This window comes from Schaedlerella arabinosiphila (assembly GCF_003885045.1).
Lineage (GTDB): Bacteria > Bacillota > Clostridia > Lachnospirales > Lachnospiraceae > Schaedlerella > Schaedlerella arabinosiphila.
This window is the reverse complement of record NZ_RHJS01000002.1, coordinates 1,778,525-1,793,038: the sequence shown is the minus strand read 5'-3', so window position 1 is coordinate 1,793,038 and position 14,514 is coordinate 1,778,525. Positions and strand designations below refer to the sequence as shown.

General features: G+C 53.1%; 13 protein-coding genes. 3 read left to right on the top strand and 10 right to left on the bottom strand.

Annotated features, from left to right (window positions below):
* Positions 1 to 69 precede the first annotated feature (69 nt).
* The 3 genes from EBB54_RS08860 to EBB54_RS08850 are packed head-to-tail and all read right to left on the bottom strand — an operon-like array spanning position 70 to position 4,103.
* Entirely contained in the window at positions 70 to 2,289 is a 2,220-nt protein-coding gene (locus EBB54_RS08860) for a thioredoxin domain-containing protein (RefSeq protein WP_243127590.1), read from the bottom strand.
* Positions 2,290 to 2,316: 27 nt separating this feature from the next.
* Complete coding sequence (locus EBB54_RS08855; protein ID WP_125127151.1) at positions 2,317 to 3,648, bottom strand: MATE family efflux transporter; 1,332 nt, start codon at positions 3,646 to 3,648, stop codon at positions 2,317 to 2,319.
* Positions 3,645 to 4,103 carry a MarR family winged helix-turn-helix transcriptional regulator gene (locus tag EBB54_RS08850; RefSeq protein WP_125127150.1) on the bottom strand — a complete coding sequence of 153 codons (459 nt, stop codon included), beginning with the start codon at positions 4,101 to 4,103 and terminating at the stop codon, positions 3,645 to 3,647. Before EBB54_RS08850 ends, EBB54_RS08855 begins: the two co-directional genes overlap by 4 nt.
* A 241-nt stretch (positions 4,104 to 4,344) precedes the next feature.
* Between EBB54_RS08850 and EBB54_RS08845 the strand changes: the two genes are divergently transcribed.
* From EBB54_RS08845 to EBB54_RS08835, 3 genes are all read left to right on the top strand, one after another.
* Complete coding sequence (locus EBB54_RS08845) at positions 4,345 to 5,694, top strand: MATE family efflux transporter (RefSeq protein WP_193554342.1); 1,350 nt, start codon at positions 4,345 to 4,347, stop codon at positions 5,692 to 5,694.
* Positions 5,695 to 5,717: 23 nt separating this feature from the next.
* Positions 5,718 to 6,710 carry a CPBP family intramembrane glutamic endopeptidase gene (locus tag EBB54_RS08840; protein ID WP_125127149.1) on the top strand — a complete coding sequence of 331 codons (993 nt, stop codon included), beginning with the start codon at positions 5,718 to 5,720 and terminating at the stop codon, positions 6,708 to 6,710.
* Between the two features lie 172 nt (positions 6,711 to 6,882).
* Positions 6,883 to 7,080 carry a cold-shock protein gene (locus EBB54_RS08835; protein WP_004079145.1) on the top strand — a complete coding sequence of 66 codons (198 nt, stop codon included), beginning with the start codon at positions 6,883 to 6,885 and terminating at the stop codon, positions 7,078 to 7,080.
* Between the two features lie 222 nt (positions 7,081 to 7,302).
* Here EBB54_RS08835 and EBB54_RS08830 read toward each other — a convergent pair whose 3' ends face one another.
* The 7 genes from EBB54_RS08830 to EBB54_RS08800 form a co-directional block, all read right to left on the bottom strand.
* Positions 7,303 to 7,746, bottom strand: a complete 444-nt coding sequence (locus EBB54_RS08830; protein ID WP_125127148.1) for an amino acid-binding protein — start codon at positions 7,744 to 7,746, stop codon at positions 7,303 to 7,305.
* A gap of 118 nt (positions 7,747 to 7,864) precedes the next feature.
* On the bottom strand, positions 7,865 to 9,196 hold the full coding sequence (locus EBB54_RS08825; RefSeq protein WP_125127147.1) for a phenylacetate--CoA ligase family protein: 1,332 nt from the start codon (positions 9,194 to 9,196) through the stop codon (positions 7,865 to 7,867).
* A 21-nt stretch (positions 9,197 to 9,217) separates the two neighbouring features.
* Positions 9,218 to 9,634, bottom strand: coding sequence for an ACT domain-containing protein (locus tag EBB54_RS08820; RefSeq protein WP_004079155.1), 417 nt, complete (start codon positions 9,632 to 9,634; stop codon positions 9,218 to 9,220).
* A gap of 23 nt (positions 9,635 to 9,657) precedes the next feature.
* Positions 9,658 to 10,227 carry an indolepyruvate oxidoreductase subunit beta gene (locus tag EBB54_RS08815; protein WP_125127146.1) on the bottom strand — a complete coding sequence of 190 codons (570 nt, stop codon included), beginning with the start codon at positions 10,225 to 10,227 and terminating at the stop codon, positions 9,658 to 9,660.
* Between the two features lie 3 nt (positions 10,228 to 10,230).
* Positions 10,231 to 11,976, bottom strand: coding sequence for an indolepyruvate ferredoxin oxidoreductase subunit alpha (iorA, locus tag EBB54_RS08810; protein ID WP_125127145.1), 1,746 nt, complete (start codon positions 11,974 to 11,976; stop codon positions 10,231 to 10,233).
* Between the two features lie 3 nt (positions 11,977 to 11,979).
* Entirely contained in the window at positions 11,980 to 13,290 is a 1,311-nt protein-coding gene (locus EBB54_RS08805; protein ID WP_125127144.1) for a phenylacetate--CoA ligase family protein, read from the bottom strand.
* A 247-nt stretch (positions 13,291 to 13,537) separates the two neighbouring features.
* On the bottom strand, positions 13,538 to 14,506 hold the full coding sequence (locus tag EBB54_RS08800; RefSeq protein ID WP_125127143.1) for a hypothetical protein: 969 nt from the start codon (positions 14,504 to 14,506) through the stop codon (positions 13,538 to 13,540).
* Positions 14,507 to 14,514: the final 8 nt, after the last annotated feature.

The window sequence follows — 14,514 nt, the reverse complement described above, 5'->3', positions numbered from 1 at the left end:
GAACCGGACTGCTCGAAATCAAAAAAAAATGGTGTCCCTATGAGCACAGAATGCTTTTCTTCATTTTCTTCATCCCGGAATCTGGTTGGAAGGTGGATAACAGGTGTGATTTTTACACACGTAATAGGTCGTCTTTCCATTTAACAGTGTGTATCCGTCCGGACACGGGGGCAGTCTCTCAAAGGTTGATGAATCCGGCATTTCCCGGTCAGGACTTATTTTCTCGGAAATCCTTGGGGACGCTTTGCCCCGGCTGCCCGAAAAGTTATCCACACTTTTCACACAATTCACACTTTCCGTTATTCTTGCATTTTCCACATTATCCACATAGATTTTCACATTCGAGCAGAGCGGAAGCCTTGCCATAATCTCCTCAGGAGAGTCCTCTTTTGAGAGCACAACGGTGATTTCCTGGGGTGGATTTTCGTACAGAAGCCAGGCGGTGAGAAACAGACTGTATCCCATGGGGTACTGCCGCGCTTCCCCTGCCATAAATCGAAGCTGTTTCTCTGCCGCCTGCCGGTAATCACGTTTCCGATCTGCGGTCTTTGCCAGGCAGTCACCGGTATCCGCCCCGGCATGGTTTTCCGGCCCATCTGCCCTTTTACGGCTGCCACCTGCCCCCGCCCCGGCAGAGCTCCCGGAATCGCCGGTAAGCTGTGAAAGCCGGACCAGGCAGTAGGCCATGACAGAGTTTCCGCTGGGCAGCGCCCCGTCGTAGCTCTCCTTTGGCCTGGTGATCAGCGGGCTGTTTTGGTGTCCGTACAGATAGAAGCCTCCCTCCCCGGCTTCAAACTGGCTCCTTGCCTCGCCGCAGATCTGCTCTGCACGTTCCAGATAGAGAGATTTTCCGGAAGCCTCGTAGAGGCAGAGCAATGCGGCCGTGTAGAAGGCGTAGTCATCCAGAAATCCCTTTACGGACCGCACCTTGTTCCGGCAGCTCACGTAGAGCCGGCTGCCCTTTGAAAGATTTTGTTCAATGAACCGGTGTGCCCGCTCTGCCGCCTGAAGGTAACGCTTAGAGCCCGTGGCCCGGTACAGCACGGACAAAGCGCAGATCATCAGGGCATTCCACGCGGTCAGAACCTTATCGTCCAGATGAAGGGCCTCCCGGCATTTACGGTAATCATACAGTGCTTTCTTCTCTTTGTCAAATCCGTCCCGGAGGGAATTGCCGTTCAGCAGGTTGGGGATATTCCTGCCTTCAAAATTCCCTTCCTCCGTGATCCCGAAATACGCGCAGAACTTTGCGCCCCTTTCATCTCCCAGAACCCGGCAGATTTCCTCACGGCTCCAGACGTAATATTTTCCCTCTTCCCCGCCGCTGTCCGCGTCCTGGGCCGAGTAAAATTCTCCTTCCGCTCCGGTCATTTCCCGGAAAATATAATCCGCGGTTTTTTCCGCCGTATCCAGCAGCTCCCGGCTGTTTTTTGCTTTGGCCGCGGCGGTGTACGCCAGAATCAAAAGCGCGTTGTCATAGAGCATTTTTTCAAAATGGGGCACCAGAAAATAAGGGTCCGTGGAGTAGCGCGAGAACCCATAGCCGATCTGGTCGAAGATCCCGCCTCTGCGCATCTTGTCCAGGGTGGTCAGAACCTGCGCCATCGCCGCTCCGTCCTGTCTGCCCCGGGCGTACAAGGTGAGAAATATCAAATTGTGGGGTGTGGGAAATTTGGGAGCCCGGCCGAATCCGCCGTGGGCCGGATCAAAGCTCTGTGAAAACTGCTTCGCTGCCTCGTCGGGCAGGTTCCGGCCATGTTCCCAGGAAAGGGAACTCTTTTCTGTGTCTTTTGGGCTTTGAATATGGGAAAGGATCTGCTCTGCAGAGCGCAGCAGGTCGGATCTGCCGCTCTTCCACTGCCGGGCAATGGCAAGCAGCAGGTCCGAAAACCCGACGGCGCCGTATCGTGCCCTGGCCGGAAAATAGGTGCCTGCGAAAAAAGGCTTCTGGCCGGCTGTCATGAAGATACTCATGGGCCATCCGCCGCTTCCGGTCAGGGCCTGGCAGACCTCCATGTAAACGCTGTCAATATCCGGCCGTTCCTCCCGGTCCACCTTGACGGACACGAAATACCGGTTCAGAATCCCGGCGATCTCAGGGTCTTCGAAACTTTCATGGGCCATCACATGGCACCAGTGGCAGGTGCTGTAGCCGATGCTCAGAAACACCGGCTTATCCTCCCCTGAGGCTTTTTCAAATGCCTCGTCCCCCCATGGATACCAGTCCACAGGGTTTTCGGCATGCTGCAGCAGATAAGGGCTGCTCTGGTCTTTTAAACGGTTGCTCATACCATACTCTCCTTTTGAAAACGTTCATTACGCATAGTGGTATTTTTTCCGTTTTCTTGTCAAAAATACGGCTGTCACAAATAATGCCAGCGATTCCGCGGCCACGATGGCCAGCCAGACCCCGTCCAGCTTCAGGAAAACAGGCAGAAGCAATACCATCGACACCTGGAACAAAAGCGTACGCAAAAAGGAAATAAGCGCGGAAACTCCCCCGTCCCCCAACGCGGTAAAGAAGCCGGAGCCCCAGATATTGGTACCGCTTAACAGGAAGGAAAGGGCGTACAGCCGGAATCCGCGGCAGGTCATGGCAAAAAGGTCCGGGTCGTATCCTACGAATACCCGGGTCATGGGGTAAGAAAGCAGCTCGGCCAGGATCGTCATGGTGATTCCCGCACTGCCGATGGCCACAACGCTTTTGCGGAAAATATTTTTCAATTCCTTTTGGTTTCCGGCGCCGTAGTTGTAGCTGACCACAGGCGCGCTTCCGATGGAATACCCGATATTCACCGCCGCAAAGATAAAGGTTACGTACATGATGACCCCGTAGGCCGCCACACCGTCTTCACCGGCCAGGCGCATAAGCTGGTAATTGTACAGGATATTGACGATGGAGGAGGAAATGTTGGTCATCAGTTCCGAGGAACCGTTGGTGCAGGTTTTCAGCAGAACCCTGCCGTCGAAGCAGGGCTTCCCTAGCCGCAGCAGGCTGTTGTTTTCCCGTGAAAAATAAAGGATGGGGCCCAATCCTCCTATGATCTCCCCCGCAGCCGTGGCCGCCCCGGCGCCTGCAAGCCCCCAGCCGAACACCACGATGAACAGGTAGTCCAGGATCACATTGGTGATACCCGAGATGAGGGACATCTTCAGGCTCAATTCCGGTTTTTCCGCCACAATAAAAAAGCTCTGGAACGCGATCTGCAGCATGAATCCCGTGAGAGAGACGCACAGAATCCTTCCGTAGAGCACACAGTATTCGATCATAGCATCGGTGGCGCCGATGGCATAGGCGATGGGCCGCATCAAAAGAAAGGCGGTGACAGCCACCGCAAGCCCGACGCCGATGAGGATATAGATCAGCATGGAAAAATATGCGTTGGCCTTTTCCCGCTCCCCTTCCCCCAGCTTGATCGCTACCAGCGCGCTTCCGCCGGTCCCGATCATAAATCCCACGGTACTGATCCCCATAAGCAGCGGCATCATCAGGTTTAAGGCCGCGAAGGGCGTAGTTCCTACATAGTTTGACACGAACAGTCCGTCCACGATGCTGTACACCGACGTGCAGATCATCATGATGATGGACGGAATCGTAAAACGAAGCAGTCTCTTATAAGTAAAATGGTCTGATAATTGTATTCTCATGTTTTCCTCCTGTTTTTTTCTTGCTCGTTGATCTTCTCACGGAGCCTCACCAGGTACAGCTCGGTCAGCCGGAGCAGCTCGCTGCTTTCCTGTTTGGACATCTCCGCGAATACCTGGTTTTCTGCATCCGCGGAGGGCAGTATCCGCTCTCTGGCAAATGCCTTTCCCTGGGGGGTGAGATACACCCTCTTTTCCTTTCCGCTGTCCTGCCCGAACACGATCAGGCCGGCCTTTTCCAGATTTTTGATGGAGGAATGGATGGTCTGCTTGCTGATGGAGCACATGCCGCAGATGTCCTTCTGAAGGCACCCCTCTCCCAGCTCCAGAATCGCGAAAAGTATGGCATGGGCGCTGTCAGACACCCCCGCCTTCCGCGCGATCTCATGCCACAGCATATCAATCTCCCGCCAGAGGGAATTATATTCTTTCAGCGCTTTTTCCTGTTTTATTTTCATCTTTGATTATCACCTCTCAGTCCGAAATCATACTAAATCACACTATGTGATTATAGTACGATTTCAGACTTCTGTCAAGCGGTTTAAAAAAACAGGGTTCCGGAGGTTGTTAATATGTGTTATTGTTCACAGTAGCTGGCAGTTGCCAGAACTCGGAGAGTTTGATAGAATATTTATAACTGTATGATAGATCTGCAGAATATCTATACAAGGAAAGGGAGTGCTTTCATTGCAGTATACCATGACTCAGGATGAAAAATACCGGATGATGACCGAAGCACCGATTCCCGGGCTGATCGGGAAGCTGGCGGTACCGACGATCATCAGCATGCTGATTACCTCGTTTTACAATATGGCGGACACTTTTTTTGTAGGCAGGCTCGGAACCAGCGCCACAGCCGCGGTAGGGGTCGCCTTCCCTGTGATGGCGGTCATTCAGGCATTGGGATTTTTCTGCGGGCACGGCTCCGGCAATTCCATCTCCAGGAAACTGGGGGCTCAGAAGAACGATGAGGCCGGCGAACTTGCGGCCACCGGATTTTTTTCCGGCCTGTTCCTGGGCGTTCTGGTGCTGGTACTGGGCCTTTTGTTTCTTACGCCGCTGTCCCGGATTCTTGGCTCCACGGACACCATTCTGCCCTATACCAGGGAATATCTCAGGATCATTCTTGTGGGCGCGCCCTGGATGACCGCCCAGTTTGTCCTCAATAACCAGATCCGTTTTCAGGGAAATGCATTCTACGCCATGATCGGTGTGGGCATCGGGGCAGTTCTCAATATCCTGCTCGACCCGATCCTGATCTTCGGCTTCGGGATGGGGATCTCCGGGGCGGCCCTTGCCACCGTGATCAGCCAGCTCATCAGCTTTTTCCTGCTCCTTGCCGGAGTCCGTTTTTCCGGATGCATCCCCATCCGTCTGAAAAATCTCCGCTGGAACCGGGAGCGTTTCCGGGAGATCGCCGGAGGGGGACTGCCGTCCCTGTTCCGACAGGGGTTAGGAAGCGTTGCCGCCATGACTTTAAACATTGCCGCCAATCCGTACGGCGACGCGGCCATTGCCGCAATGTCCGTGGTGAGCAGGATCTTCATGTTCGCAATTTCCGCATTGATCGGGTTCGGCCAGGGCTTCCAGCCGGTCTGCGGATTCAACTACGGTGCGAAAAAATACGGCCGGGTCCGGGAGGCGTTCTGGTTCTGTGTGAAGGTTTCTACCGTATTTCTGCTTGCCCTGGCGATTCTCGGCTTTCTGCTTTCCGGACATCTGATCGGGATCTTCCGGGACGACCCGGAGGTCATCGGTATCGGGACGGTGGCCGTGCGCTTCCAGTGCGCCACGCTTTTGCTCAACGGCTGGATCGTGATGAACAATATGATGACCCAGACCATGGGAAAGACATTCTATGCTTCCCTGCTTGCCTCCGCCAGGCAGGGGCTGTTCTTTATCCCTATCCTTTGGATTCTTCCCAGGATTTTTGGGCTTGCAGGCATCCAGTCGGCCCAGGCCGCGGCGGATGTCTTTGCGTTTTTGCTGTCTGTATTCCTGTACCGGAAGGTCAGCGCGGAACTGAAAAAAGAAGAACAAACAATCTAAAACAGAAAAGAGGTCAATTACTTATGGAATTTGAAACAAAACCAATCCGGCGGCACTTCAACAGCCTGGGCCTGATGTACTTTTTCGGGACACTGCTCATATTCGGGGTACAGTATGCCGAAGTCTTCCTCATTGAAAGGCTTCCTCTCACCGGGATCTATGATACGGATGTCTGGCTTCTCATCAGCACCGTTCCCATGTATCTCATCTCCATGCCGCTGATGATGCTTCTGATCCGGCGGGTGCCGGCCGTTTCCGTGGAAAAGCACCCCATAACATTCCTGCAGTGGCTGACTGCGTTTTTCATGTGCTATGCCATTATGTACCTTGGGAACCTTGTAGGATTGGGGCTGACTTTTGTCATCGGCATGGTCAAGGGATCCCCTGTGGACAACGCATTGGTGGATATCGCGACGGACATCAGTCCCTGGACCGCTTTGGTCATCATGGTACTTTGCGCCCCTGTCTTCGAGGAGCTGATTTTCCGCAAACTGCTCATAGACCGTACCGTAAAATACGGTGAAAAAACAGCCGTCCTTTTTTCGGGAATTTTTTTCGGACTGTTCCACGGCAATCTGAACCAGTTTGCCTATGCGTTCGGGCTGGGAATATTCTGGGGATTTATCTATGTAAAGACCGGAAAGATACGCTACAGCATCTGCATGCATATGGCGGTGAATTTCTTAGGCTCCGTAGCCAGCGTCTTCCTGCTCAAATCCGCTGCCTATGAAGAACTGATCGCAGTTTCCGCATCCGGGGATATGGGGGCGCTGATGGGTGTAGTCTCAGAGCATCTCCCGGGGCTGATGCTGTTCGGGCTCTACAGCCTGGCCGTGCTCGGATTTCTGATCACCGGCATCGTATGTCTGGCCGTCCATTTCCGGAAAATGAAGCTAAAGCCCGCAGAACTTCCCCTGCCGAAAAGGAAGCTGATGTCCGCCGCATTTTTGAATGCGGGTGTGGCCCTTTTTTCCCTGTTCTGGATCATTCAGATCCTTTTACAGCTCATGGGGTAGTGTTTTTTCAGTAAAATAACGTAGACATTCGTAGAAAACCGCTTAAATCGGGCGAATCCGCAGAAATTCATTGACTTTCACTGCCAAATATGCTATGTTATGTAAGTATTATTGATTTCCATTAGCAATAATACAGACACAATATTACTTTCATTATATGGAGGGCAACACAATGACAGGTACAGTAAAATGGTTTAACAACCAAAAAGGTTATGGATTCATCTCTGACTCTGAGGGGAACGATGTTTTTGTACATTATTCAGGGATTGTTACAGATGGGTTCAAATCCTTAGAAGAAGGCCAGTCTGTCGAGTTTGAAGTGACAGAAGGCGCAAAGGGACCTCAAGCAACAAACGTAGTAAAACTTTAATCAGAATTTCGATTGTACCTTTTAATATATAAATTAGCCTGGAATTAATATTTTAAAAGCAATACAGAAAATGTGATTAGGAAAAAGAACCGGATTTGATTCCGGTTCTTTTTCCTTGAAAAACCGCAGTGCGGTTCCCCCAAGGTTTTTTGTTTTGCAGGAGACGAAGTTTCCTATAAGTAAAAGAGCGGGCCGATCTGCGGTCCGCTCTTCTGTAAAACATCATTGCCTGATATTCGATACATAAGCCTCCGACGCCTCCCAGACGTCAAAGCCGCTGCCCCGCAGGATATCCACGACCTTGCCCGGGTCGTCGCATTTCAGGACGGCTGAGGCGTCCGCGCCGTTTGCGAAAGCATACATATATTCCACGTTCACTTCCCCTTCCACGATGGCGTGCATGGCCTTGGCAAGCGACCCGCTCTCGTGGGGCACCCGCAGCGCCACCACATCGGTCAGCATGGCGGTGATCCCGTTTTCCTTGAGCACGGCCCGCCCTTTGTTTGGGTCGGATACAATCATCCGCAGCATGCCGTAATCCGACGTATCCGCCAGGCTCAGCGCCACGATATTGACATCGTTATTTCCAAGGGCCGCCAGCACCTCGTCCAGACGTCCTTCCCTGTTTTCCAAAAAAACTGATAACTGTTGAATCGTAATTCCCACAGCGCTTCCCTCCTATTATGAGTATTTAGCGCCTGTTTTTTAGGCGCTTACATACGAGTTATAATTACCCGCCCACTTAGTGAGGTATTTTCGAGCTTAGTGGCGGTGTAACTTCCTCTTACATCGTCCGGTTGTCAATGACACGAACGGCCTTTCCTTCGCTTCTCTGAATGGTCTTGGGCTCTACCAGCTTTACCCGCACCGATACGCCCAGCGCCTGCTTGAGGACTCCGCCGATCTTGTCCCTGAGCGCGTCCAGCTTCCTGATCTCGTCGGAGAACATGCTCTCGTCCACTTCCACCATAACGGTCAATACATCCATGTTGTTCACGCGATCCACGATGAGCATATAATGGTTCGCAACGGCTCCGCCCAGGCTCAGCAGCGCGGTCTCAACCTGCGTCGGGAATACGTTGACGCCGCGGATCACCTTCATGTCGTCGGTACGTCCCGTGAACTTGGAGATTCTTGGTGTCTTTCTTCCGCACTCGCAGGTCTCATAGGTGATGCTGGTCAGATCCTTGGTCCGATACCGCAACAGGGGCATGGCTTCCTTGGTCAGCGTGGTAAATACAAGCTCTCCGGTCTCCCCGTCGGCACACGGCGCATGGGTCGCCGGATTGAGTACCTCCGGATAGAAATAGTCATGATGGATATGAAGCCCCTTGTGGTGGATGCAGTCCTGCGCCACGCCCGGTCCGAGAATCTCGCACAGACCGTAGATATCGAAGCAGTTGATATGTAAAATGCCCTCGATCTTTTTGCGCATCTCATCGGTCCACGGCTCTGCTCCGTGGATTCCGGCCTTCAGGTTCATATGGTCTACCACGCCTGCCTCCTGCATGGATTCCGCCAGGTACAGCGCATAGGACGGCGTACAGGCAAATGCGGTAGCTCCCAGGTCTTCCATGACCATCATCTGGCGCTTGGTATTTCCCGCGGACATCGGAAGCGCCATGGCTCCCAGCGCCTTTGCGCCGAAATCCAGTCCAAGTCCTCCGGTAAACAGTCCGTATCCATAGCAGACATGGATGATATCATCCGCCGTCAATCCGGCCATGGTCAGACACCTGGCCACACATTCTCCCCACAGGTCCGCATCATTCTGGGTATAGGGCACGACCGTCAGCTTCCCGGTTGTTCCGGATGTCCCCTGTACACGGGCCACGTCGCGCTTGGGAACCGCAAGCAGTCCGAAGGGGTAATTCTCCCGCAGGTCCTCCTTTGTCGTAAAGGGAAGCTTGCCGATATCTTCGATCCCCTTGATATCTCCAGGCTCTACCCCCAGATCTTTCATTTTGTTATGGTAAAACTCCACATGCTCATAGACGTTCTTTACCACCTTGACCAGACGTTCACTCTGCAGGGAAGCCATCTCATCCCTGCTCATGCATTCCATCTTCGGGTCTCTGATCCGTTCCACCCAGTTCTCTAAAGCAATTCCTGCCATCTCATCTTCGCTCCTTTATTATTATAGTTCTTCATCGTCCACAAGCGTGATCCCCGCTTCCTTCAATACGGCCCGTGCCTTCTCGTTGTCGTCCGAATGGAGGACCATGACCGGCGCCCGGTTCTCCCGGATCACAAAGGAATAAATGTAGCCGATGCTGATCTCCCCGTCAGCCAGGATCTTCAGCATCTGGTTCAGATTGCCTTTCTCATCCTTTAACTCCGCGCCGATGACATCCTGCACCCGTACCACAAACCCTTTGGAGGTTAAGTAGTCCTTGGCCTGAACCGGCTGGTCCACGACCAGACGGAGGATGCCGAACTCGGGCGCATCAAAGGAAGAAACCGCGCGGATGTTGATCTTCGCCTCCGTAAGCGCGTTGGTGACCCGCATCAGGCTTCCCGGCTGGTTTTCCACAAAAACCGATATCTGTTTCATTCTCGTTTCACCTGCCTTTTATCTTAGAGTGTATATCCCACATCAAATGCTTTTTTATTGATCTCAATGGTCTTGGGCGGAACGGTCTTTTCGATCACCTCATACCACTGCTCCTTTGAAAAATCCATGTGCTGCGCCGCGATCCCCAGAACGATCAGGTTGAATACCCTGGGATTTCCCAGCTTCCTGGACTCCTCCGTGGCGTTGACCTTGTAGACCTTGTGCTCTTTTTCCAGGTTTTCCAGGATATGCTCCGGATATTCTGCCGCCCCGATCACCACCGGCATGGGATCAATCCGCCAGTCGTTGACGATCAGAACCCCGTCTTTTTTCAGAAAATGCGCGTACCTGAGCGCTTCCAGGCGTTCAAACGCGATGATCACGTCCGCCTGCCCTTCCTCCACGATGGGCTCCGCCACTTTTTCCCCGTAGCGCACGAAGGTCACTACGCTGCCGCCCCGCTGGGCCATTCCGTGAACCTCGGAGAGCTTCACGTCAAAGCCTCCCGCAATGGTCAGATTTCCTAAGATACGGCTGGTAAGCAGGGTTCCCTGTCCGCCTACGCCTACGATCATGATATTTTTTACTGCCATTCTCTATTCACCTGCCTTTACCAGTTCTATGGCGCCGAATTTGCACAGATCGGCGCACAGCCCGCATCCGGTACACATGGTATCATCAATCCGTACGGTACCGTCCTCTGCCTTTGTCATGGCAGGACATCCGGGCTTCATGCACATCCCGCACTTCTTGCATGCATCGGAATGCACCGTATACAGCGGCTTCTTTGATTTATCCAGGAGCACGCAGGGAGATTTCGTAATGATGACCGATAACTCATCCCTGGCGGTTTCTTCTTTGACCGTCTTTTCCAGAAGCCCGATGTCAAACGCGTTGACGGTCACCACATGCTTCACACCTACCGCCTGACACAATGCAGGGATATCAATGGCATGGGCAGGATCTCCCTGAAGGGTTTTTCCGGTGGCCGCATGATCCTGGTGCCCGGTCATGCCGGTGGTGGAATTGTCCAGAATCATCACCGTCCCGGTTGCATGATTGTATACCATGTTCATCAGGGAATTTACACCGGTATGTAAAAAGGTGGAATCACCGATCACTGCCACCCAGTTCTTGACATACTCTTTTCCTTTGGCCTTCTCCATGCCGTGCAGCGTGGAAATGCTGGAGCCCATGCACATAGTCGTATCTACCACGCTTAAAGGCGCCACCGCTCCCAAGGTATAGCAGCCGATGTCTCCCGCGGCGTGCATATTCAGCTTATTGAGCACATGGTAGACACTGCGGTGGGGGCATCCGGGACAGAGGATCGGGGGACGCTGGGGTGCCTCTGCGGGCGCTTTCGTCTTTGGTTCCTCCTTGAGGATGGCCCTGCGCAGCATGTTGGCGCTGTACTCGCCCTGTACGGTCAGGATCTCCTTGCCGACCGCGCGGATTCCCCAGGACTTCACCTGTTCTTCGATCACCGGATCCAGCTCTTCTACAATATATAAAGTCTCAACTTTGGAGGCAAATTCTTCGATCAGCTTCCGAGGAAGGGGGTTCACCATCCCCAGCTTTAAGACGGACGCCTCCGGCAGCGCTTCCTTGACATACTGGTAGGGGATTCCGCTGGTGATCACGCCGATCTTCGTGTCCTGCATCTCTACCCGGTTGATGGGCAATGTATTTGCTTCTTCCGCAAGTTCTTTGTTTCGCTTCTCAATCTCCACGTGGCGGAATTTGGCGTTTCCCGGCATCATCACATGCTTGCGGATATTTTTTTCATAGGGCTTGTCCTCCGGCTCTGTACGGCCACACAGCTCCACCAGCCCCTGGGAGTGGGCCAGCCTGGTGGTGGTCCGGAAGATAAAGGGACGGTCGAATTGTTCGCTGAGTTCAAACGCAGCCTTGAAAAAATCCTTTGCCTCCGCGCTGTCGGAGGGCTCAATGACCGGAATCTGGGCTGCTCTTGCCACCATCCGGGTGTCCTGCTCGTTCTGGGAGCTGTAGAGCCCGGGATCGTCGGCCACAACCAGCACCAGACCGCCGTTGACGCCCATATAAGAGACAGAATACAGCGGGTCTGCCGCCACATTCAGTCCTACGTGCTTCATGCAGGCCATGGAACGCACCCCTGCGATGCTGGCGCCTACGGCCACTTCCGCGGCCACCTTTTCATTGGGTGCCCATTCTTCATAGATATCGTCCTTGTATTGTACGAGAAATTCGCTGATCTCCGTGCTTGGGGTTCCGGGATAGGCGGAGCTTACCTTGACTCCCGCCTCATAGGCCCCCCGGGCGATCGCTTCGTTTCCCAGCATCAGTACTTTATCTGCCATATTTTACAGTCCATCCTTTCGTAAATCTGTGACCCGTTTTGCCTTGCCCTCAAACCGCTGCAGGGAATTGGGCGCCACCAGCCTGATCTGGGTGGCAAGTCCGAGCTGTGCCTTCAACGCGGATCTGATCCGTTTTTCCAGTTCGCTTAAAAGTGCATAGCTGTCCAGCAGGCGGTCGTCGATGAGTTCCACCGTAATGGTCATCACATCCAGGCGGTTCTTTCTCTCCACCAGGATCTCATAGTGAGGCCCGATCTCCGCGATCTTGAACAGTACCTCCTCGATCTGTGTGGGGAATACGTTGACGCCCCGGATGACAAGCATATCGTCCGCCCGTCCGGAAAGGTTTTCCATCCGGCAGGTGGTTCTTCCACACTTGCAGGGCTCGTACATCAATCTTGTCAGGTCTCCGGTGCGGTAGCGGATCAGCGGAAGGGCTTCTTTTCCCAGGCAGGTCACAACCAGCTCCCCGTGTTCGCCCGGCGGCAGCACTTCTTCCGTCTTGGGATCAATGATCTCCGGGATGAACCAGTCTTCGTTGATGTGCATACCGCAGAGCTCCGTACACTCTCCGGATACGCCCGGTCCGCAGAGCTCGCTCATGCCGTAATTCTGGGTGCAGACAAACTGGTCGCCCCAGACCTTGTGCATCTCCTCCCGCATGGGTTCGGTCATGCCTTCCCCGCCGAAAAGCCCGATGTGGAGCTTCAAGTCCTTCTTCGGGTCCAGCCCCCGCTCCCGGATCTGCTCCCCTAAGTGCAGCGCATAGGAGGGGGTGGCCACCAGAAGGGTGACACCCAGATCCTGCAGGAACATGATCTGCTTGTTGGTATTTCCCGAGGACATGGGGATCACCGATGCCCCGATCTTCTCCAGGCCGCCGTGAAGCCCCAGCGCCCCGGTAAAGGTGCCGTAGCCGAAGGAGATCTGGGCCACATCCTCCGCCGTGGCGCCGCCCATGCAGGCGATCCTGGCTACGTTGTTGAGCCATACGTCCAGGTCATGTCTCGTATAGCCTACCACCGTAGGCTTTCCGGTGGTGCCGGAGCTGGCATGGTAGCGCACCAGGTCCTTCTGGTCCACCGCAAACAGGCCGAAGGGATAGTTGTCCTTAAATTCCGACTTATATGTAAATGGAAGCTTTTTCAGATCATCCAGTGTCCGGATATCTCCCGGCTTCACCCCTGCCCTGTCCATCTTCTGCTGGTAAGGCTCCACCCGTTCATAGATGTATGCCGCCGTCTGCCTTAATTTCTCAAGCTGGATCTTCTCGATCTCCGCTCTGGGCAGCGTCTCTTCTTTTGCCCAAATCATCTGTTTACATCCTCCTTTAAAACCGCCCCTGCGGAAAAGCTGCGCGGGGCAGCCCTCCGGCGGAACCGGTATTTTTCTGTGCTGGCCGGAAGGTACACGGCCGATGGAAATTATTATATCATATTACTGCGGCAAATTAAAGCATTAAATTTTCATTTCGATAGCCTTTCCGCATATGCTGATATAAAAATCCCCCGCAGCCGGCTGCGCTTAAATCAGCTTGCTGCGGGGCAGATCAAATCCATTTTTATGGTGATGGTAATATATGATGCTTATCCAGTAATTCTTTCAGCCGTACAAGTTCAGCTTCTTTTTCTGCAAGTTCAGCTTCCTTTCTGGCAAGAGCGTTCTCATTTTCGAGACGCATCTCTTCCAGCATCCCTTCCAGCTTGGCGCGCAGTCTCTTTTCGCGCACACTGGGCAGTTGGTCATACAAGCTTGTCATTTGGTGTACCCCCTTTCGGAATTTGGAGTGCTTTTTATCCTTAAAAATCTTATCGGCAGCAAATCGGAAAAGATTGAGATAATCACTGTACTCCTGCTGCGTCAGATTTCCCTGTTCCAGTTCCTTTTGTAATATAACTATAGCTTCATTCACCAGGTCTGTCAATTCCTTTTCGGTCAGCGGATTCTTCCGGTTCGGGTTCAGCTTGGGACGCAGTCGAAGCAGAACGTAAGGGATAAAGATCAGCAGATGTTTGTCACAGATTTCCTGCATGGAATAAGACTGAATCCTGACCGTAGGAATCTGGTAGATATGTTGGCTGCCATCCTGGAAAATGATCCGGCACCGGAGGGTTTCCGGAAGCTCCCGGTTCTTCTCCGGATAAATCACTGCGGAACTCGGGAAGCGCATAATGAACCCGCCTTCCTGTTCATCTTTGGAAGTCGAATGCTGCATTGCAAAATGTATGTCATATGTAATCATGCGTATGACCATATACTCATCATTGTGCATCTGGCATTCCAGATGATAATAGTCGGTTCCGTTTACCAGAATCGCCGTATCGGAACGCCGGGAACTGGGCGGTGCGTCAGGGTCTTCAAGATAGGTGGAGGACACGGTAGAAAGCCGGATGACAGGCGTTCCTTTTGGATATTCCTTTCCATACACCTCTTTGAAGAGCGGAAACAACTGCTCCGGCATGACATCCACAATCGTATTGAAGATCTCATCCCATAAATTTTTGTCTTCAAGTCTAAAGTTTTTTACCATAAATAAAA

Coding starts and splice junctions, on each gene's coding strand:
- EBB54_RS08855 (WP_125127151.1), bottom strand. CDS start 3,648: ATGAGAATACAATTATCAGACCATTTTACTTATAAGAGACTGCTTCGT.
- EBB54_RS08815 (WP_125127146.1), bottom strand. CDS start 10,227: ATGGCAGTAAAAAATATCATGATCGTAGGCGTAGGCGGACAGGGAACC.
- EBB54_RS08805 (WP_125127144.1), bottom strand. CDS start 13,290: ATGATTTGGGCAAAAGAAGAGACGCTGCCCAGAGCGGAGATCGAGAAG.
- EBB54_RS08850 (WP_125127150.1), bottom strand. CDS start 4,103: ATGAAAATAAAACAGGAAAAAGCGCTGAAAGAATATAATTCCCTCTGG.
- EBB54_RS08820 (WP_004079155.1), bottom strand. CDS start 9,634: ATGAAACAGATATCGGTTTTTGTGGAAAACCAGCCGGGAAGCCTGATG.
- EBB54_RS08860 (WP_243127590.1), bottom strand. CDS start 2,289: ATGAGCAACCGTTTAAAAGACCAGAGCAGCCCTTATCTGCTGCAGCAT.
- EBB54_RS08800 (WP_125127143.1), bottom strand. CDS start 14,506: ATGGTAAAAAACTTTAGACTTGAAGACAAAAATTTATGGGATGAGATC.
- EBB54_RS08825 (WP_125127147.1), bottom strand. CDS start 9,196: ATGGCAGGAATTGCTTTAGAGAACTGGGTGGAACGGATCAGAGACCCG.
- iorA (WP_125127145.1), bottom strand. CDS start 11,976: ATGGCAGATAAAGTACTGATGCTGGGAAACGAAGCGATCGCCCGGGGG.
- EBB54_RS08840 (WP_125127149.1), top strand. CDS start 5,718: ATGGAATTTGAAACAAAACCAATCCGGCGGCACTTCAACAGCCTGGGC.
- EBB54_RS08845 (WP_193554342.1), top strand. CDS start 4,345: ATGACTCAGGATGAAAAATACCGGATGATGACCGAAGCACCGATTCCC.
- EBB54_RS08835 (WP_004079145.1), top strand. CDS start 6,883: ATGACAGGTACAGTAAAATGGTTTAACAACCAAAAAGGTTATGGATTC.